The following is a 20,010-nucleotide window of genomic DNA, read 5'->3' on the forward strand; positions in this document are numbered from 1 at the left end:
ACTGATGACGCAAAAAAGCCGCTGTAGTCAGCGGCTTGATAAGTTTTGAAGTAAAGTTATTCCAATCAGGGAGCCGCTTTAATCCCAGTTGAGAATCGACCAGTTCGGTTGATCGGCTAACGCTTTCAAACGCGGACATGGATTCACCAGATAGGTAAAATCAGCGTGTTCACACAAAGGTAAATCATTGATTGAATCCGTATAAAAGTGAATGTCTGAGTAGTTGGTTTCTTGATTGTCTAACCACTCTTTTAAACGCGTCACTTTGCCTTCTCGGTAGCTCGGCACGCCTAATATTTGAGAAGTAAAACGGCCTTGGTTTTCGACCAAATCGATACCGAGTGCATTCTCGATACCAATCTTACGACCCACTGCTTCTACTAAAAAAGTGACGCTCGCCGAGATGATCAACATGTCGATATCATCACGCTCCAGCTGCTCTATCAGGGGTTTCGACTGTTTGAACTGCTTAGGTAAAATATGCTGCTCAACACACTCTTCAACCAAAGCGCTGATTTGCTCAGTTGGCATGTCAGCCAGTGGCTCCATAGCAAACTCAAGGTAGTCTTCCATGTTCAGCTTACCTTCCGAATACAAGCCCATTAAGCGCTGGTCTTCTTCAATAAAGTTCGGTGCTGTAGCAATGCCCTTTTCAACCAAGAATTCATTCCAGAGCATCGCAGCATCGGCATTGATCAGCGTTTCATCCATATCAAATACATACAAAGGTTTGAACATCTTAGGCTCTCACTGGTTGAATTTCGTTAAGGTTTAATACCCACTCGGATAAAGCACTCTTTCAAGTTGGCTGAATGCTATAGCGAATGCATGACAATTAGAGCGCATTTCTGTGGCAGTTATGTTTCGTGAAGATGACAATCAAGCCTACTCCATTTTTGCAAAAATGATAAAGGGTAGAAAGGCAGCCACTTATTGAATACATACAAAAACTCCGACTGATTAAGTCGGAGTTTGGGATTTAACGATTGGATTTAATGACATCCGAGCTAAACAATCTTCTGCTCACTTTCGTCCGTTAATTTGCTCTTATCAGACAAAAAACTCGCCACGATCTCTCTCAGTTTGCCTTGGTTAACCGGTTTAGGTAAAAACTCGTCCATACCCACATCAAAGCACAAGTGTTTGTCTCGCTGCACGACGTTGGCCGTTAGCGCAACAATTGGAATGTGCTTTGAAGACCCCTCTTCTAACGCTCGGATTTGCTTGGTCGCTTCAAATCCGTCGAGAACCGGCATCTGGCAATCCATAAAAATCATCTCGTATTCGTTAGCCTTGAATTTCTCGACACCAATTTCACCGTTATCGGCAATATCAACCTCAAACCCAAGCTTTTTAAGCATCATTTTGGCGACTTGTTGGTTCACTCGAGAGTCCTCAACAACCAATACCGTACCACTAAATTCTCCGGCAACTGTGACTGGTTTTGACTCGGCTTGAGTTGGAGCTTGTTTATCGGATTGTGTGGCGTTAACAGAGACAGTTGACGTAGATTTAACAACCATCGAAGGTTTGGCTAACGGCACCGGTTCATTATCTTTAAACGCAACCTCACCTCTGTTGGAATAGGTGAAGACTGAAGTATCGGCCGCTCTCGCAAGCACCTCACTGATGGTCCATTTAAGCTGGTTATCTTGATACGGGCGAGCGATGTAAGCAACAAAGCCCACCTGCTTGGCGTGCATTTCGTCTTGCTTACGAGGGTCGGCAGAGATCATGACTAGCTTAGGGCAGGCTTTGCCGAAACGTTCTATCAGGTTTCTTGCAAGCTGAAATCCATCGATGGAAGGCATGACTTTGTCAATCAACACCAAGTCGTAAGGCGCATCGTTTTCGACAGATTCTGAAACGAGCTCTAACGCTTGGGCTGCGGTTTCGCAACATTTAGAAGACACGCCAAACGATTGCAGCTGTGTCGATGTTATACGCATGTTCAACTGGCTATCATCCACTAGCAGAACCGAAACCCTATTGAAATCGATATTGCTTTCGTCAGCTTCTAAACACGGATCAAAGTCAGCAGTAAAATAGAATGTACTGCCCTTGCCTTCGACACTGGTTAATTCAAGTTTGCTGCCCATTAAGGTCACGATCTTCTCGCATATCGTGAGGCCAAGCCCTGTGCCCCCGTAAATACGCGTGGTACTGCCGTCGGCTTGTTGAAATTTATCGAACACCGATTTCTGTTTGTCTTCTGCAATGCCGATACCAGTGTCTATAACCTCGAATTTGACTCTGAGCTTTTGCTCCGGTTCAACCACTTCTTCCAAACGAAGCGAGAGCGTGACATGGCCACGCTCGGTAAACTTGATAGCGTTACCCACTAAGTTATTTAGGACTTGTCTTAATTGAGTACCGTCGCCAATCACCATGGTTGGAATCTTAGGATCTATCGCCAATTGGAATCGAAGCCCTTTCTGTTCGGCTTTCACTCGGAAGGTCGATTCAACGTCGGCCGCAATGCCCATCATTTTCATCGGCTCTTGCTGAAGCTCTAATCGCCCCGCTTCGATCTTCGAGTAGTCGAGAATGTCATTGATTAAGTCGAGCAGCGTAAGCGAAGAGGTATTGAGCATGTTGATGTACTCTTTTTGCTCTTTCGGCATATCCATTTCAGAAAGCAAAGACGACAACCCGATAATCCCATTCATTGGGGTACGAATTTCGTGACTCATATTGGCAAGGAATTCACTTTTATTGCGGTTGGCCACCTCAGCAACGTCTTTGGCTTTTTCCAGTTCTTGGTATTGTTGACGAATACGTTCAACCGATTGGTTATAGCTGCTCTCTAGTGTCGAGATCTCATCTTTGTAAGTCGAATCGGTTGGCGTTAAGAATCGAGGTTTTTTGTCTTCGACCTGCTGTAGGTTAATCTGAGAAGACATGGTCATTAAGCGTTTCACCACGAGGCGATAGACGATGGTTAAACACACCAGAGACAGTAAGAATATTTTGACGGCTTCGAAGGCGAGCAACAGTAGCACTCGTTCTTCAAAGTCATTGAGGATCATACTCAAGTCGGATTGCACCGTGAGTGTCGCCAATGGGAAGTCTGTGCCGCCCATCTGATGCACCATTTCCCAAGACTGAGAATAGGACTGGCCTTCGGTCTTTTGACCTAACTCTAGGATTTTTTCATCGGGGCTTTCAATGAGAAGGTAACTGACCGAGGGAAGGCGGGAGATACCTTCGGCTTGCACAAACAATTGCTCTCTATCTTCAACCCACAAACTGGCCGTTAAACCAGAAAGGTAGCCAGCCTTGACCTGTTCGATCTGAGAACTGATAAAAGAAACTCGACTTTGGTACTCTACATACAACCCGAGACCTGTCACTATAACTGTGAATAAGGTACTGATCGCTATTATCGTCCCAATCAACTGTCGGGAGAGTCCAATGTAGCGTTTTCCTTTTGTCACCATATACAAATTACCATTATTGTTATCTTAGCAAACTACCATTACTCAACTAGTATAATAGTAGTCATTCATCAAATAACTAGGGAAGGTTATGAAAAAACATCTTATCTTTGCATCCATAGTCAGTTTGTTTTCAAGCAGTTATGCTTTTGCAAGCGAGCCTCTTCACTACTACATTATTGCGAGCCAAGCGCAACCTTTTCAGATCGAAACTGACGGGTCATCTCACAGAGGAATGGTTTCAGATATTGTGGAAGCAGTATTTGATGACAGCCAATATGAGATCAACTACCACACCTACCCTTTTAATCGAATGATCGATAAGCTCGATGCAAGAGAAAACCCGAACTGGGTTACCTACGGCAGCCCTAGTTGGGGAAACATCCAATCTGTGAACCTGTCTAAAGATCCGATTTACAATGTAAAACACGTGTTACTGAGTAGCGGTAAAAAGCCATTTGAGTTCAACACAATCGATGATCTAGACGGAAAAGCAGTGGTATTGCTGGTAGGGTTTGAGTATCCGAACTTGGAACCTTACATCCAGCAAGGCAAGCTCAACGAGATTCGAGTTAAAGATTACACTGCTGCATTTCGAGTCCTGAACCGCACGCCCGGCGATACCGTGTTTGTGGAAATGGAGTCGAGAATCAAATACAACCTAAACGAACAGAAGTTAAATATTGATGACTACCAGATGCAAGATTTTGGTTCTGTAATCAATAACTATCCTATCCACCTGGCGTTTGACCCTGAGATGGATCCTAAGCTGCAAAGCTTCATTAACCAACGTCTCGACCAAATGAAAGGTGATGGTCAACTCGACGACATCGTACAGAGTTACTTATAGCTAGCTAACCTATCACTTAAAACAAATAGCTTAGTAACGCACTTTAACTATCTCCGATACCCAATTTTTAAAAACTCAAAAGGCCGCCCTGTTTAAATTGCAGGGCGGCCTTTTAATATATCTTTAGGGACAAATGTACCCGAGATCTGAATCAACTAATCAATGTGAAGCAATCAAATGCAGTTGCTGAGTACGAAGCTGTTGACGCACTGTCATCAGAATCTTACCTAAATGGTTTTCACCAGTTCCATCACCGCCATCGCCCCAAAAGTGGTCTTTGTGAGAATGTTCTTTGATCACCGAATCTCCGGTATTGGTAAGAAACAACGCAAACTGCGGATTCTGTCTGAACTTCTCCGTAACAATAAACTGCATCACTTCCACACGAATGTCATACCAATCTTCTCGAACTTGGTCTTCGTAGTCACGGCTCAAAGAGAACGCTTCAGCAGGTGTACTGGCTTCCAAAATGGTATTACGTAGCGCTTCAGAACCAAACTTCATTGCTTGATAATAATGTTCGCTGGTTGCCCATACTTGATCATCGACTTTGATGGGACAAGCGGCAAAATTTGACAGGTATCCGTTCGGATCTTCAGGTTCGTAAAACAGCACTTCTTTATCTTGACCCACAGAATTAGACATAGCCTTCTCCTTACCAACGATATCGCATATTTTTGCTTTAACTTTAAAATTAGTGGCGTTGCATATTACTGTCAAACAACTTAGTTCAAGAGTATGTCATGTGCGTGTTTTTCATCTTAAAAGCGTAATATCAAAAGGGAACAGCGATTAGGTACAGTGAGGTAAAGCATTAATATGTTGATTTGGTCTAGATAGGAGTCATGAAAAAGTACTTATAAATCAAAGGGTGACATTATGCCACCCTTCTAAATATAATAGGGATTGTTAATGAATAAGACCTAGCTCCCTCGCTTCTTCCAAACTCAAACCGCTTTCTCTAATTTCTCTTAGAGTCTCGATACGACGACGAGCTTCAGCAGACTTCATTTTCTTTTCCGGTTTGAAAGATACTTCTTCTTCAGCATCCCACTTGTTTGCAATATTTGTCATTTCATCATGGTTGATAGAATTAATGGACATGTTTTCCTCCGAAAAGCACCATGTAATGGACAGGTAATCTGTAGCAAATGCTTTTTCGCTTGTTAAGAAATTCTGTACTGAAGTGTGATGATTCCGACGCTTCACAAAGCTAATTAATAAATGCCTCATTTAAACTTTGCCAAAGCCATTTTCTGCAATTACATTTAAAAGATTCCCCATAAGAAATGTGGTTTGATCCAACTCTCATTTTCTACTCTGTCAGTGCTTCTTTTCTGCTGAAAATTCGTGAAATAACCCAAGATAATTTTCGAGGCACTTCATCCTTTTCGTGCTCATCGCTTTCACTAAACTCAACACATGTTAATGATAATGGTTATCAATATCATAAATGAGTATTTATCATGTCTGTGGGAAATTCAGATAAACCACTTCTCGAAGTGAAGAATCTATGTGTCGACTACATCACCGATGACGGTGACTTTAATGCGGTCAAGTCCGTCAGTTTTAGCATAGGCCAAGGCGAGATTTTCGGCTTAGCGGGAGAATCAGGTTGTGGTAAAAGCACCATCGCATTTGCCATTAACCGCCTGCATAAGCCGCCCGCCTTCATCTCGGGCGGCCAAATTCTTTTTAACGGACAAGACCTCTTGAGCCTATCCGATAGCCACCTCAACACGCTGCGCTGGAGTGAGATCGCCATGGTGTTCCAGAGCGCAATGAACTCGCTCAACCCTGTATTAACCATCGAAGAGCAGTTTGCCGATGTACTACGTCACCACAAAGGCATGAGCAATGAACAGGCTAAAGATCGTGCCGAGAAACTGCTCGACCTTGTGAATATTCCACGTAATCGTCTAACTGAATACCCGCATCAGTTCAGTGGCGGAATGCGTCAACGTTTAGTGATTGCCATCGCTCTCGCCCTCAACCCGAAGCTGATCATCATGGACGAGCCAACCACTGCACTGGATGTGGTTGTACAACGCGAGATTCTGCAGCAAATACACCAGCTCAGAGAAGAGTTTGGTTTCTCAATATTGTTCATAACCCACGACCTCGCCCTAATGAGCCAATTGTGTGATCGCATTGCCATCATGCGCCACGGCCAGATTGTCGAGATCAACAAAGCCCATGAGATTCGCAACAACCCACAACACTCCTACACTCAAAAGCTATGGAGTTCTTTCCCTAATATTCATGAACATGCTCACGCGACGGCGTGCTAGGAGAACTCTATGTCACAACCAATTTTCCAAGTAAAAAACCTCGTTAAAGAATTCACTGTTGGTGGTGGATTTGGTAAAGAAGAGATCTTTAGAGCACTGCATGGGGTGAGTTTTGACTTACATGCGGGTAAAACACTGGCACTGGTTGGTGAATCAGGCTGCGGGAAAAGCACCTGCGCACGATTGATGACCAAGGTTTACCCTGCGACAGAGGGAGAGATACTGTTCAAAGGCAGAGACATTTCTACACTTAAAAGTCGTAAAGATATCTTGGACTATCGAAGCCGTGTGCAGATGGTGTTTCAAGATCCCTTCGGTTCACTCAATCCAACTCACACCATTGAGCACCATTTAACGCGCCCACTTAAGATTCATAAGCAAGTTGACAATAATCGGGCTCTCAAAGAGCGCCTCAACGAGTTATTAACGCTGGTGGAGTTACCCATCGAAACTCTTACCAAATACCCGCACGAGCTCAGTGGCGGCCAAAGGCAGAGGGTTAACCTAGCCAGAGCACTGGCCGTTGGTGCTGAGGTTATTCTTGCTGATGAACCAACCTCGATGCTGGATGTTTCGATTCGACTTGGCGTGTTAAACCTGATGCAAAAAATGAAGAAAGAGTTAGGGATTGGCTTTTTGTACATAACTCACGATCTTGCTACGGCACATTACATCGCAGAAGAGACGGCGGTAATGTACAAAGGGCAGATCGTCGAATGGGGATCAACACAGTCGATCTTAACCAACCCACAACATCCGTACACTAAGCTGTTGATCTCTGCCGTTCCCGATCCCGATCTGCCATTTGGCGAACTCGTCAAAAATGAGCCAAACTATTCAATAAACGCAGATCGAATTCGAGAGCAAAGCTGTGAAATACAGCATGAAATCAAACAAATTTCTGATAATCACTTTGTAAAACAGTGGGATAACGTTGCATGAATGAACTAGACATTTGGTTAGAGCGGATCGGAGATTGGTACAAAAACCGAAAGCATGATCAAGTGGACCGGTTAGAACCTTTGATCTTAACGCCTCCAGATGCACTCTGGGGGCCGTTGATCACGGATGAGCAGAGCAAAGGCATCGCATGTTGGCTAGACGGATGCCTGAGAATCTTTACTTTCTATCGCCACCTCTCGGATTCATCGAATCCGAGGCTAGCTTCGCAGGAGGCCAGTAACTCAAGCCATCAAGAAAAAGCTTACCAATACCTGATGTTTGCCTATAGCAAGCTGCAAGCCGTGTCATGTGATCCAAAATCAGAACTAGGATTACAAGAGTGGTGCACACAGCGACTACAACACTTGTGTGTATTAGCTTTGGAGTTTACGAACCAACAGAAAGAACTACGTTGGAAAGCAGAGTCTGAAAAATTGATCGAATCGCATGTGCGCTTTATGGCTACCCATCCCCGAAACGATGATCAAGGTAGTATTCAACGCCTGATCCACTGATCCACGCCTTCTCGATCAAAAATTAAAACCAGAGTCTCATCAAAGTTTGATCCATAGAAGCACGATCTAGCCTTGATCATGCTTCGGGATTTAATCCTGTAAACTATTGAATTGTAATGACCAGGCAAATTTCAGGCAAAAAAAAGCGAGTCCCTTAGGAACTCGCAAAAATCTATTCAGTATGATGTAACAAAATATGAGCCAATCTATTAATCATAAGAAAGGACAAAGGTTGTCTATTCGGGACAAATACTAATCAACTGGATGCGCTACATTGTCATCACTTTGTCAGCGTTAGGTGCGATTTTAATCAGCACCTAATGTGTTCAAACTATCCATTCAGCGATGGTAAATACAGGCTCATCGCGACAGGATAATGACTAGTGGCCAATCGCCATTTCGTCGAGCGCAAGGAACACATTTTCGTCTAGATGACCTTCGTGAACTTGTTTACACACTTTACGACGCACAGCTAAACCAGATATCAAACGTTCAATGGACAGGTGGCGATTGCTGGTGCTATCACGGTCGTTATAAAGCTCAATCAAGCGACTCAGTGTTTCGTATGGGATAACGTCCTCCCCTACTCTCAACCAATCAAGCTTCTCAATGAGCTCTGAACACTCTTCTTTGATTGAAGCATGTGAGTGCCCTGTCATAGCGGATAAAGCCGTTATACTGCGTTCTAGCGCCTCTGCAGAGGTATATTTGGAGAGAGTAATCATGATCTCGTCAGCATTGATCTCAACAGAGTGTTTGCGCTGCTTAACTCGACGTCCCAATTTACCTCTTGGCGACGGTGCTTTGCGCTGAATGGGCTCAAACTCACCATCGATAATCTCGGACAGCTCTTCCAGCTTTTGCTTCGATACCATTTCGTTACGAAGTGGGTTCGGCAGAGTTGGTGCCATATTACGTTTGCCGGCGTTGGTGGTACGGGCTCTCGAGTAACGCAATACTTCTTCCACGTTACATTTAATATCAACTTGATAGTCTGTAGTTTTCCCTTTCTCGATCAAAGCTGTGATCGTCAAATGGTAACCCCACAGGTTAACCAGGAAGGTATCTTCTTGATCCCCAGCTTCGCCGAGCTTTCTCAATTCACGGATCAGATCCATTGAGAATCGACGCCAATCGATGTTGCGAGCCAACTTCTGATTAAGTTCACTTAACAGCATGCAATCTGAATGACGGCGTGCCATACGGCTTCTAAAGTACGAATACATTTGGAAGACCAAGGTATGTTGTTTCAGAATTTCTGGCGGAAATAGGAAGAAATAATCACGTGTCAGTAGCTCTTCGTAGAACGAAGGTTCCCAAACCAGGATGTATAGGTTTGGTTTAATGCGAATTTCGCCGTCAGAGCCCTCTGTAGGGGCCTCTTCCGATGCGGTAATGGTTCTAGCTAAGAATCGGAAACGATCACTCTTAAAGCCCTCTGGCATGTTCTCACTAAGCCAGCGGCCAGTAAGCTCATGCAGTTGGAAATCCGTAAACTCGATACGATCAATACTGTCGCGGATCGAATCACGTGCTGGACCACTGTCTTTCTTGCCGCGTAAAGACAAAATATCAGTGATGTAGAGTGGTGTTTTGTTTGGTGTGTGCTTCGCATCCAGATGGTAATCATCTTGGTGATGATCATGATATTGAACCGTGAGTGTGAATAACGCGAATAGCGTCATCAGATCGTCAACTGTCATGATATTTTTAGAAGATCGTGTCTCGATCACAGCTCGAGTGCCAGAGATCGATACCATGGATTTTTGATAGCTCTTGCGAGTTCTTGGTGGCGCTAACGCTTGATCAATAATCCCCGCCCAATTGGTTGGCGAAACAATGAATTGATCCGCTTCATCTTTCATCGTCGGGGGAGTATTAAGTCCATGCTCATTGAGTAAGCGTTTGTTTACTTTAGTTTGAGCTAGGGCTTTAGAGCGCTTTTGCTTTTCATTTTGCTTCACGCTTTCTGTCACCAAGCTGGTGGCACCCAGTACCGATATCAATTGGTTTGGGTTCACAAAGCGATGCAACATGGTTTTACCAGCAAGGCCTTCTTCAAAGCGAACGGGGATTTGTTTGAACAATCCAATATTTACAGCGGCTCTTAGCCTTTGCTGTAAGGCCGCACGAGTGACTTGGCCATCGGTTGATTCGATAATCTCGGTGGTTGAAACATATCCGTCTTTGCTGCTAAATCCACGAAGTGAAATTAGGTTAAGAAGCTCAACTATGCTTTTGGTGACACCTTTGAAGTGTTGATATTGTTCTATCCATTCAACGGCTGTTTCAGATACCTCAAATAAATGACCATCTTTGTGGCTTCGTGCCTTAATTAACAATTTCTCTTCTGGTTTCATTTTTGATCCGTATCACACTAACCGTAATTTCACTATAGTTCCTGAATGATAAAGAAAGAATGATCATAAATAAAGAGAATTTATTGGCTTTTAAATAACTGATCTTTTTGATTAATATGATCTTAAATGATTAAGTGATCTAATGATCTGAACGTGGGTTTGCGTTTAAGATGCTGAATTTAAAGCATAAAAAAAAAGTCGTTTGGAAAGCATGATCATAAAGAGTCCGAAAGTATGATCATTAAACAGAAGAAAGCATGATCACAGGGCGTCAGAACGATGATCATTAAGCTATTGTAAGCATGATCATTATTGGTTCGAAAGCATGATCATTATACTTGTACAGCTTATCCACAGTCCATAATTGAACATGGTTTGTTGAGTCACTTCTAACTCGTCAATGTGGATAGTTTTAATCGCTTATCTATCGGAACAATGATCAAGTAAGTGCGCTTTTCTAACGTTCCTACCCTATTACGTGCAAAATTTGTTCTGAAGCTAGTGTTAACGGCTGGCTTGGATGTCATTAAAGCGGGCGCGCATTATCTAGGAAGCATGATCACGAAATTGTCATGTTTCTGTATTCTGAGTCTGTGCAGATTGAATTTCCAAGTAATGGGGCCTTATAGGCCTTGAATCCCCATTGCAAAAGCATTTGTCCGTAACTTAGCTCCTAAATTATATGCTTCCGGAACTATATTTACTTGATCATTTTTCCGGAAGTTGATCATTTCGAACAGTCACTCGTGCGGATCAATATTGATGAGTTTACACCTTGATCATGCTTCATAATAGAGCCTTATCAATTCTCTTACGCGTGATGTATTCCATGATCATTCTTCCGTGTTAGGTTCAACTCTCTTTTAACTAGTGATGCTTCACCTCGTCGTGGTTTCGTATTTGCGATGCTATTTTGGGGTTTTGACTACTTCTCGGTTGAAAAGCTCACAATTTCGAATGCAAATCACACGAACCGTAATCTATGCTTGTATTTCAATCGTTCCGAAGGTTTTTTGATGAAAGTGCATTTACATTGTAAATAAGTGATGCTGTAACATTTTAAATGTAATCCAGAAATAGCATGGTTATACATAACAAAAACGGTCATTTTTTGTGTTTGTCTTAGCCATTGTTTCATCAAACTGTAAAAATACAGTCTATTTTATGTGATTTTACTCATAAATGTATGTTCATGTTTTTGTTGTGTTTGTTGTTAATCGCTGTACAATTTGTACTTAGTTAATCATTACGGAAACTGGCAATGAAAAGAGAACAAACGATTGATAAGCTCTATCAGCTGGCCGAACAAACTCAACAAGTTCAGGCTGACCGAATTGAGATTATTCTGGAAGAGCGAAGTGATGAACATTTCCCTCCAATGTCTAAAGCTATGATGGAGACTCGTTCTGGCTTAACTCGTCGAAAATTGGATGAGGCGATTACCAAGCTTGAAGCGGATGGTCACCAGTTCACAAAGAACAACGCCAATCATTACTCGATTTCATTGACTGAAGCTCACATGCTGATGGACGCGGCGGAAGTGCCAAAGTTCCACCAACGCAAACAGCATGCAGACAACAAGCCTTGGATTATCAACGTACAAAACCAGAAGGGCGGTACCGGTAAATCAATGACCGCGGTTCACCTAGCGGCTTGTTTGTCTCTAAATTTAGATAAGCGCTACCGAATTTGTCTGATTGACTTGGATCCACAAGGTTCATTACGTCTGTTCTTAAACCCACAAATCAGTGGTGCAGAGCACGACAGTATTTATTCTGCCGTTGATATCATGTTGGACAACGTGCCCGAAGGGCAGGACGTTGACCTAGAGTTTCTTCGAAAAAATGTACTCTTGCCAACTCAGTATCCAAATCTGAAGACAATCTCTGCATTCCCAGAAGATGCGATGTTTAACGCGGAAGCGTGGCAAAGCCTGTCTCAAGATCAGTCACTTGATATCGTTCGTCTTCTTAAAGAGAAGCTTATCGACAAAATCGCCGATGATTTTGATGTGATTATGATTGATACCGGCCCACACGTAGATCCACTAGTGTGGAACGCAATGTACGCGTCGAACGCTCTTCTGATTCCATGTGCTGCAAAGCGTTTGGACTGGGCTTCAACGGTTAACTTCTTCCAGCACTTACCAACGGTGTACGAGATGTTCCCGGACGATTGGAAAGGGCTTGAGTTTGTTCGCCTTATGCCAACCATGTTCGAAGATGACAACAAGAAGCAGGTTTCGGTTCTCACTGAAATGAACTACCTGCTGAATGACCAAGTTATGATGGCGACGATTCCAAGAAGCCGTGCTTTTGAAACCTGCGCCGATACCTACAGCACGGTTTTCGATCTCACGGTTAGCGACTTCGAAGGTGGTAAGAAAACTCTGGCTGTCGCTCAAGACGCAGTACAAAAAAGTGCTCTAGAATTAGAGCGTGTATTACACAGCAACTGGCCTTCACTTAATCAGGGATAACAACAATGGCAATTAAAACATCTGACTTAAATGCAAAGCTATTTGGTAAAGCAAACAAACGTCGTGTAGCAACGCCTCAAGAGGCGCAAACTGCTGCTAAAGAACAGGCTCAAGTGATTGAACTTTCAGTTGCGGGCGAAGAATTGGTTTCATTTGAATTGGTTCGAATTCCTGCTTCTGAAGTGGCGACTCGAACGGTTGTTTTTGAAGAGAATGCACGTGAGCAATCTTTCTTAAATGAACACGCGCTTTCAGACGTACTGACTACGTTAAAAGAACGCGGCCAGCAATACCCAGCGGTTGGTCGTAAGAACAAAGACGGCAAGATTGAAGTTCTCGATGGTAGCCGTCGTCGCATGTCATGTATTTTGGCCGACAAAGAGTTCCTTATCTACGTTGCCGAAAACATTAACGGCGAACACGCTAAGTTCTTATCTGATGTTGCAAACGCTCACAAACCACTTTCTCTGTATGAGAAGGGCAAAGAGATGCAAGCGAAGCTGGATAAAGGCGAAGCTGAAGATCAAAAAGCACTCGCGAAAATGTTCCAGTGCAGTGAAGCTTTGGTGAGTGGCGCATTAAAAGCGGCGGCTTTGCCACTTGAATTACTACAAGCTTACCCAAATGTGAGTGACCTTGGTCGTCCAACGATTGTTAAACTACACAAACAATTTGGTGGCCTAACGAGCGAACAGCAACAAACACTACTGACTAAGTGTGATGCTTCAGAAGGTTTTGTATGGCAGCGTAGTGAAGCTCAAGGCGTAACTCGCTTGACCAAAGACGTTACCGAAACCTTAGAAGGTTGGATTCTTGAACTGGCACCTGCACCAGCGAAGAAAGCGTCTCCAAAAGTTGAGCTAATTAAAGGCCGCGCTTCATACAGCCGCAAAGGTTCAAATTTAGCGTTGAATCTTAAGAAAGTTGATGATGCGACGATGGAAGAAATTCTAGCCTTCGTTCAATCGAAGCTCGACTAAGTCGACAGTTTTTCATTACTACTCTAAAGCCGCTTTATGCGGCTTTTTATTTGGCTGTGATAAACTGTGTTTAGACGAATCTGGACACTAACTATGACAAACCCAACCAACACTTTTCTACACACACTTTCTAATATCGCTCAGCATAACGACCACCGTTATGGTGTTGTCTTTGATGGCGATTTCGATTGGCAAAACTCCGCTGTTACAACTTTCCTTCAAGATGCAGATTCTCAAACCGTTTTCCAGATTGGCGGTACTTCGTTTGAAGGGGCGATTTACGCGCCTGTAAAAAAGGGCCAACAACTTCTTGGTCGTGAATGCCAACTTCTTGTTTGTGATTTTAGAGAACAGTTTGATGCAAACAGTTTTAGTGCTGCGCTGGGGTCGTTAGTCGGTGGCGGGCTGTTGTTGGTGTTGCTGCCAAAAGTTGATGACTCTAAAAATAGCGAGAGCTTTGGTCAACGTTGGTTAAAGCTACATTTTGATAAACTGCTTTCTATTTCGCAAAGTGACGAACAGGTGAGTGTGGTTGAAGCGGTTAATTCGCTTCCTCAAAAACTTAATCACGACAGCTCGACTGACCGATTTGAACAGCAAAAAACAGCGGTTGAGTTAGTTAAGAAAGTCGTCACGGGACATCGAAAACGCCCACTGATTTTAACTGCAGACAGAGGCCGAGGTAAAAGCTCAACTTTGGGTATTGCAGCAGCGCAGCTTTTGGCTGAGCGACAGGGCTTAAATATTATAGTTACCGCTCCCTCTGTCAAAGCAATTGAGCCCGTGTTTAGTCATGCGTTACAGCGACTCGATACGTGTGAAGTAATTAACGCGACTTACATTGGTTCTCAAGGTGGAAGTTTAAGATTTGTCGCGCCAGATGAATTACTTAAATCTAAGCCTGATTGTGATCTGTTGTTGGTTGATGAAGCCGCTGCCATTCCAATCCCAATGCTTAAATCTATGGCTGGTAGCTATCACCGCATGGTTTTTTCAACCACAGTTCATGGTTATGAAGGCAGTGGACGAGGATTTGGAATCAAATTTGAAGCTTGGCTTTCTGAACATCGCCCTGGATGGAAGGGCTACAAGCTTGAACAACCTATCCGTTGGAATAACAACGACCCACTCGAGTGCTGGCTGTTTGATTGTTTCCTTCTTGGTGATGATGTGTCTCCGAGCGCATCAGCGGTTGATGAGTTGGAAGAACTTCCTGATGGTGCACTCAACCTACTTAGCTTGGTTGAGTTGTCAAAAGCAGACTGTTTGGTTAATCCTCAAAAACTCCAACAATGTTTTTCTCTTTTAGTCGATGCTCATTATCAGACGTCTCCAAATGACTTAATGCAGTTCCTTAATAACTCGGCTATTCATTTGTTTGCCGCTTGGCAGCAAGACGAATGTCTTGGTTGTATGTTGGTGACAGAGGAGGGCGGTTTAGATAAAGAGCTGATTGCACAAGTTCAAGTTGGAAAACGTCGTCCACAAGGTCACCTAGCTCCTGTCCTTTTAGCTAACCAGCTCGGTTCTGTTGAAGCGGCAACTAGCCGTTGTCTACGAGTGATGCGCATTGCTGTCTCGATACGCCGTCAAGGTTTGGGTATTGGCCGTTGGATGTTAGAGCGGTTGTCTGAGGAAGCTGTACAAACAGAGCAAGCAGATTATTTGGCGACAAGCTTTGGCGCGACCAGCGAATTGATTTCTTTTTGGAATGGTAGTGAATTCGAAGCTGTGCATATCGGCCACCAGCGAGATCAGGCGAGTGGCTGTCACTCGGTTCTTATGGTTAAGGCGCTTAACTCATCCTCTCAAAGCTGGCTGAAACAAATTCAAAATCATTTCGAGCATAGTTTCTGTTTTCTTGTTTCTGGTTCTTTGGCTTCCCTTGAAACCGATATGGTGCGCGTACTGCTGCCAAACAGTCTACAAGCCGTTAGCGAGTTTGAAATTCAGTTAGTCAGAAGTTATGTGAATGGCGGCAACAGTTATGATGCGATTAGCTTCAGTGTATTGAATTTGATTTTGCACAGTAATGCTCGAGAAGCCAGTATTTCTGACTTACTTATCGCAAAGGTGGTCCAGCAGAAAGAGTGGGTTGCCTGTGTCGAACAGTTTAATCTCGTTGGTCGAAAACAAGCTGAGGTTCAGTTCCGACAAGATGTCGATTTCCTATTATCAAATTTACACTGTAAATAGGTAGTTTGGTTTCCCACCCGTTTTTGGAGTTTCAGTTTACAGTGTAAATTGGAATATTCGATTTACACTGTAAACTGAAACTCCATATCGAAGTCCAATTTTTCCTTCGCTAGCTTAAACACAGCCCCTAATCTTCTAAACTTATTCGTTACTGTCATTTTGATATCACATAGAATCAACGTTCACTCGCGTGGGAAATGCTGAAACAGTTCACCTTTATATTTGTAAAGGTGAAGCGGATCATAAAATAGTTAAGTCTTATTTATGAGTCATGTTTGCAGGATCAAAAGTAAGTGATGTGACGCTGATTATTCCAATAATGTGATTCTAAGCGCAGAACGAATTATATAGACTGAATAACAACTGAGTCATTAGGGATACTCAATTCGAATGTGGGATAACATCGTTACACTGTCGGAAGACAAGCAGCAAGTGATGGCATGTCTGCCAACTGGGTTTGTGGTCGACGCAAGCTTTGATAACAAGACACTGCCACCGACCTTGGAAGCTTTGAATGCATCAAACTATTTTATTTTCGAAGAAGAGGTTTTGCGTTTCATCACTCTTGCTAAAGAAGGTAAAGGTGAAGCTTATGAAGGAATCTTGATTGCCGAAGTTCGAAATGCCAGTGTTACGGTCGAATTGTCGGATGATGAGATGCTCGCGAGTCTTGTTGTCACTGGGCCATATAATGGACGTCCACTGCGCGGCAGCGACATCATCCATTGTTTATCCCAAGCTCATATAACAAAAGGAATTAATAAGTTAGCGCTCAGAAAAGTTCTGATGATGAGTAGCAAACTTAAGCCCGGCGAAAAGTTTATTCAGCCTGTTGCTAAGGGGACACAACCAGTAAAAGGTAAAGACGCTAAGTTTGCCGCCTTGGTTGAAGACATTACTCGCCAAGTCTTGAAGCCTCGCAGTAAAGACGAAGGCAAGATCGATATGCGAGACTTAGGGCAAACCATTACCGTTGGCCAAAATGACCACTTAATGAAACGTACTCCCGCAACCAAAGGTATCGCTGGTTTTACCGTCCAAGGTCGAATTATCCCACCACTCCCAGGACAAGACAGTTTAATCAAGCCGGGAAAGGGCACCTACATTTCCCCTGATGACCCAAACTTACTACTCGCCTCATACCCTGGATTACCCATCATTAAAGATCGAACCATCGAAGTGGATGACGCCTTGTGTGTTAGTAACGTCGATGTCTCAACTGGACACGTTAAATTTAAAGGTAACGTATTTGTCTCTGGAAACATCGAATCGGGAATGATCGTCAAGGCGACCGGAAGTGTAACGGTTGGTGGTTTTATCGAATCGGCAGAAGTTCAAGCGCAAGGGGATATAAAAGTCGCGAAAGGCATTATCGGTCACACGACCAAAGAGGGCGAAGCGAAAAGCTGTAAGGTATTTAGCAAAGGTTCTATTACGGCAAGCTATGCTCAAAACGCCGAATTACAGACGGCGGGCGATATTCGCCTTGGCGTGCACAGCATGAGTAACGAAATTCGCTGTGGTAACAACCTTATTGTGATGGACTCACTCAAGAAGCACGGCACTCTCAGTGGTGGCGAAGCCAAAGTTGGTGGAAAGGTCGAATGTGTCTTCTTAGGTGTAGAGGGAGACACCGCAACCAAGGTACATGGTTTTGCGCGCTTCGATGGCTTCCGACAAAAAATATCCGAGCTGAAAGAAACCTATAAACATGCTCAAGAGCAAACCATGGATGTGATTCGCCAAGAACTCGAATTTAAGAAGCGACCAAAAGCCGAGAGAAGCGAAGAGCAAGCCTTGGAAATAGAGCAACAGAGAGAAAAGAACAATCAAGCGATTGAAAATACTAAGTCCCAGCTAGATACACTAGAAGCAGAATTTGAAACCAATCTTGCTGAATGCACTGTTGAGGTACATGAAAAAGTGTATACCCGAGTGACGATTCAATTTGGTGATGAAACTGTCACAACTAAGCGAACCCACGGGGGAAGTGTTTTCTCATTCAACCAATACGAGATTCAATGCTCGTTCAAGATGGAACAAGAAGACATTTCATTATAAGTGGCGCCTGTTTACGGCGCCGCTATCAAAAAGTTCCTCATCACACCCCCTCTTTAATCAGAAGACCAAACGGAACGAATATCTGGCCATCCCCAGTTGGTGAGTGCTACATCTTCTAAGACACCTTGAAAGCGTAGTGTTTGCGTGTGATGGAACATCGGGGCAATCCAGTACTCACTGACTAACGTTGAAGCTATCGGCTCTAACGCCGTTAGGTAATCTTCAAGCGGGGTGCACGCTCGTAGGTTTTCCAATTGCTGATCAAGCCAATTCGCATTGGTTTCCCCTAAAGTGTGGTACAGCACGTTGTTACAGTAGAAATTAGAAAATGCTGAAGCATGACGGTTATCGTCTAAATTGATATTCGTTAAGATCAGCGTCTCATTGAGTGTGCCGTTGTTCGCTTTCTCACTCAACTCTCGATAGGAATACATCACCATTTCAACCACACAATTGTGTTCGGCAAGTACTGAAGAAATAGCCCGAGCACATCGACGCAGTGCCGTGTAGTTGTATCCAGCAATGGTAATGGTTTTTGGTAGCGCGCTGAATTCACCAAAAGGGAGTAAAACGGGGTTCCAAACAGGCAATAAGTTGTTGGCTACGACACTGCCGTAATGAACCTTCTTTTTCTGGAATACTTCGAGTAATCGCTGCGGTTGAATCAATTCCGTAATGTAACAGCGCTGAACGCGTGTTAGCGGATGCTTTGCATGGTGGTTGAATAACGCGAACAAGCAACCGTCTTCAGTTCGACTGTGTTGACTTGCGTGAGAAGCATTGGGTGCTTGTATTGAGACTTCAATACCGCTTGTCGTTTCAGATACTTGGATCGGTGCATTACTGGATAGCGATGGGTTCTCCATTTTCTCATCGTTGACGATCCAAATGGTGACTAAATCGACCAAAACGCGACACGAATAGTAGCCATCGAACGCTTGTAACTTGAGTTTATTTTTATCGTGCTCTACCACTGAGAATGGGCCACTCCCAATCACAGAGTTGTTGTTTGCAACATTCACTTGGCTTGCTGGCTGAATACCGTATTTGACACCAGAGACAAGCCCTGCAAATCCTTGATCTGGTTTGCTTAATGTAAACACAACTTTCAATGGATGTGGTGCGCAGATATCTGTAACGTGTGCGAGCTCTTTTTGATAATAGGGAAGGGCACTGAGTTTAGTAAAGAGGCTCACAATTGTATCAGCGTCGATTGGTTCGTCGTTGTGAAATGTAAGTCCGGGACGAAGGTGGAACGTCCATTGATAGCTAGCTTCATCATAACGCCAGTGGTGAGCAAGTTCAGGTTTGATAACGCCATTGTCATGACTGGATACTAAACAGCAATACACCTGGCGCAAGAAGAAGCGCTCGCTGCAACGGTGTAATTGGTGTGGAACAATGCGCTCGAACATCCGTTTGTATGTGAGTTGAATGTTCACTCGACCTTCCTGCACAGAAGCCCCTGAGGTGGTTTTCAGTAAGCGGCCAAACGCTGCTTCGTCTTCATCAAGAATAGCCAAAGCTTTCTCATACTTACCTTGTTGGATTCGCTCGAGAGCAAGGCTCTCTTTGAGTGCGTTGAGTTCAATGTTCAACAGTAGCGCCGAGCGTTGGTTTCGACCGGCTTTAGGTTGCCAGGTTAACCACGTTAGCTCTTGCATTTGCGATAAAAGGTTGCGGGCATGTCGAGGAGAAGTACACAGTAAATCAGCCACTTCCTGTACTGTGGTTTTCATTTCGCTGCCGACACCAATGGGTGCGAGTCGCTGATAATACCTAAGCAAGTTGAGATTAGACACTAAGAGCCCTTTGTTAATGGATAGCTTGGTATTTTACTCAACTTAACTTCGAGAAAATAAGAAAATGTTCGGTTACTTTGTTCCTCTTTTGTCGCGT

Annotated in this window: 14 protein-coding genes; 8 read left to right on the forward strand and 6 right to left on the reverse strand. The window is 43.8% G+C overall.

The genetic code is table 11. The features are described from left to right. Nucleotides 1-78: 78 nt before the first annotated feature. Complete coding sequence (locus OCV56_RS21965; RefSeq protein ID WP_086714646.1) at nucleotides 79-738, reverse strand: HAD family hydrolase; 660 nt, start codon at nucleotides 736-738, stop codon at nucleotides 79-81. A 269-nt stretch (nucleotides 739-1,007) separates the two neighbouring features. Then, nucleotides 1,008-3,440, reverse strand: coding sequence for a response regulator (locus tag OCV56_RS21970; RefSeq protein WP_086714647.1), 2,433 nt, complete (start codon nucleotides 3,438-3,440; stop codon nucleotides 1,008-1,010). 88 nt (nucleotides 3,441-3,528) lie between these two features. Here OCV56_RS21970 and OCV56_RS21975 point away from each other — a divergent pair, with 88 nt between their 5' ends. Beyond that, nucleotides 3,529-4,287 carry a substrate-binding periplasmic protein gene (locus OCV56_RS21975; protein WP_086714648.1) on the forward strand — a complete coding sequence of 253 codons (759 nt, stop codon included), beginning with the start codon at nucleotides 3,529-3,531 and terminating at the stop codon, nucleotides 4,285-4,287. Between the two features lie 159 nt (nucleotides 4,288-4,446). On the opposite strand, the gene OCV56_RS21980 is transcribed toward OCV56_RS21975, so the two are convergent. Then, the gene (locus tag OCV56_RS21980; protein ID WP_086714649.1) at nucleotides 4,447-5,007 is read right to left on the reverse strand and encodes an NADAR family protein; all 561 of its coding nucleotides are present in this window, start codon (nucleotides 5,005-5,007) and stop codon (nucleotides 4,447-4,449) included. Between the two features lie 189 nt (nucleotides 5,008-5,196). Next, complete coding sequence (locus OCV56_RS21985) at nucleotides 5,197-5,391, reverse strand: hypothetical protein (protein ID WP_017061218.1); 195 nt, start codon at nucleotides 5,389-5,391, stop codon at nucleotides 5,197-5,199. Between the two features lie 362 nt (nucleotides 5,392-5,753). Between OCV56_RS21985 and OCV56_RS21990 the strand changes: the two genes are divergently transcribed. Genes OCV56_RS21990 through OCV56_RS22000 form a run of 3 tightly spaced genes read left to right on the forward strand, consistent with a single transcriptional unit; the run spans nucleotide 5,754 to nucleotide 8,035 of the window. Continuing rightward, complete coding sequence (locus OCV56_RS21990; protein ID WP_086714650.1) at nucleotides 5,754-6,578, forward strand: ABC transporter ATP-binding protein; 825 nt, start codon at nucleotides 5,754-5,756, stop codon at nucleotides 6,576-6,578. Between the two features lie 9 nt (nucleotides 6,579-6,587). Further along, nucleotides 6,588-7,520, forward strand: a complete 933-nt coding sequence (locus OCV56_RS21995) for an ATP-binding cassette domain-containing protein (protein ID WP_086714651.1) — start codon at nucleotides 6,588-6,590, stop codon at nucleotides 7,518-7,520. Further along, nucleotides 7,517-8,035 (forward strand): transcriptional regulator, encoded by a 519-nt coding sequence (locus tag OCV56_RS22000; protein WP_086714652.1) that lies wholly within the window; start codon nucleotides 7,517-7,519, stop codon nucleotides 8,033-8,035. The genes OCV56_RS21995 and OCV56_RS22000 overlap by 4 nt, the downstream gene beginning before the upstream one ends. A 380-nt stretch (nucleotides 8,036-8,415) precedes the next feature. Here the strand turns inward: OCV56_RS22000 and OCV56_RS22005 are convergent, their stop codons facing one another. After that, entirely contained in the window at nucleotides 8,416-10,395 is a 1,980-nt protein-coding gene (locus OCV56_RS22005) for a replication initiator protein RctB domain-containing protein (RefSeq protein WP_086714653.1), read from the reverse strand. A gap of 1,261 nt (nucleotides 10,396-11,656) precedes the next feature. Here OCV56_RS22005 and OCV56_RS22010 point away from each other — a divergent pair. The 4 genes from OCV56_RS22010 (at nucleotide 11,657) to OCV56_RS22025 (ending at nucleotide 18,111) form a co-directional block, all read left to right on the forward strand. Beyond that, nucleotides 11,657-12,874, forward strand: coding sequence for a ParA family protein (locus tag OCV56_RS22010; protein WP_048660527.1), 1,218 nt, complete (start codon nucleotides 11,657-11,659; stop codon nucleotides 12,872-12,874). A gap of 5 nt (nucleotides 12,875-12,879) precedes the next feature. Next, on the forward strand, nucleotides 12,880-13,854 hold the full coding sequence (locus OCV56_RS22015; RefSeq protein ID WP_086714654.1) for a ParB/RepB/Spo0J family partition protein: 975 nt from the start codon (nucleotides 12,880-12,882) through the stop codon (nucleotides 13,852-13,854). Between the two features lie 93 nt (nucleotides 13,855-13,947). Continuing rightward, complete coding sequence (locus OCV56_RS22020; RefSeq protein ID WP_086714655.1) at nucleotides 13,948-16,050, forward strand: GNAT family N-acetyltransferase; 2,103 nt, start codon at nucleotides 13,948-13,950, stop codon at nucleotides 16,048-16,050. Between the two features lie 390 nt (nucleotides 16,051-16,440). After that, complete coding sequence (locus tag OCV56_RS22025; protein ID WP_086714656.1) at nucleotides 16,441-18,111, forward strand: FapA family protein; 1,671 nt, start codon at nucleotides 16,441-16,443, stop codon at nucleotides 18,109-18,111. Nucleotides 18,112-18,164: 53 nt separating this feature from the next. Here OCV56_RS22025 and OCV56_RS22030 read toward each other — a convergent pair whose 3' ends face one another. Continuing rightward, on the reverse strand, nucleotides 18,165-19,913 hold the full coding sequence (locus OCV56_RS22030) for an SgrR family transcriptional regulator (RefSeq protein WP_086714657.1): 1,749 nt from the start codon (nucleotides 19,911-19,913) through the stop codon (nucleotides 18,165-18,167). Nucleotides 19,914-20,010: the final 97 nt, after the last annotated feature.

It is taken from the genome of Vibrio gigantis (assembly GCF_024347515.1).
In the GTDB taxonomy this organism is placed as follows: Bacteria; Pseudomonadota; Gammaproteobacteria; order Enterobacterales; family Vibrionaceae; genus Vibrio; species Vibrio gigantis.

Bases quoted from the DNA above. Each gene is read 5' to 3' on its own strand.
- OCV56_RS22025 (WP_086714656.1), top strand. From the start codon at position 16,441: ATGTGGGATAACATCGTTACACTGTCGGAAGACAAGCAGCAAGTGATG.
- OCV56_RS22020 (WP_086714655.1), top strand. From the start codon at position 13,948: ATGACAAACCCAACCAACACTTTTCTACACACACTTTCTAATATCGCT.
- OCV56_RS21995 (WP_086714651.1), top strand. From the start codon at position 6,588: ATGTCACAACCAATTTTCCAAGTAAAAAACCTCGTTAAAGAATTCACT.
- OCV56_RS22000 (WP_086714652.1), top strand. From the start codon at position 7,517: ATGAATGAACTAGACATTTGGTTAGAGCGGATCGGAGATTGGTACAAA.
- OCV56_RS21990 (WP_086714650.1), top strand. From the start codon at position 5,754: ATGTCTGTGGGAAATTCAGATAAACCACTTCTCGAAGTGAAGAATCTA.
- OCV56_RS22015 (WP_086714654.1), top strand. From the start codon at position 12,880: ATGGCAATTAAAACATCTGACTTAAATGCAAAGCTATTTGGTAAAGCA.
- OCV56_RS21975 (WP_086714648.1), top strand. From the start codon at position 3,529: ATGAAAAAACATCTTATCTTTGCATCCATAGTCAGTTTGTTTTCAAGC.
- OCV56_RS22010 (WP_048660527.1), top strand. From the start codon at position 11,657: ATGAAAAGAGAACAAACGATTGATAAGCTCTATCAGCTGGCCGAACAA.
- OCV56_RS21965 (WP_086714646.1), bottom strand. From the start codon at position 738: ATGTTCAAACCTTTGTATGTATTTGATATGGATGAAACGCTGATCAAT.
- OCV56_RS21985 (WP_017061218.1), bottom strand. From the start codon at position 5,391: ATGTCCATTAATTCTATCAACCATGATGAAATGACAAATATTGCAAAC.
- OCV56_RS22005 (WP_086714653.1), bottom strand. From the start codon at position 10,395: ATGAAACCAGAAGAGAAATTGTTAATTAAGGCACGAAGCCACAAAGAT.
- OCV56_RS21970 (WP_086714647.1), bottom strand. From the start codon at position 3,440: ATGGTGACAAAAGGAAAACGCTACATTGGACTCTCCCGACAGTTGATT.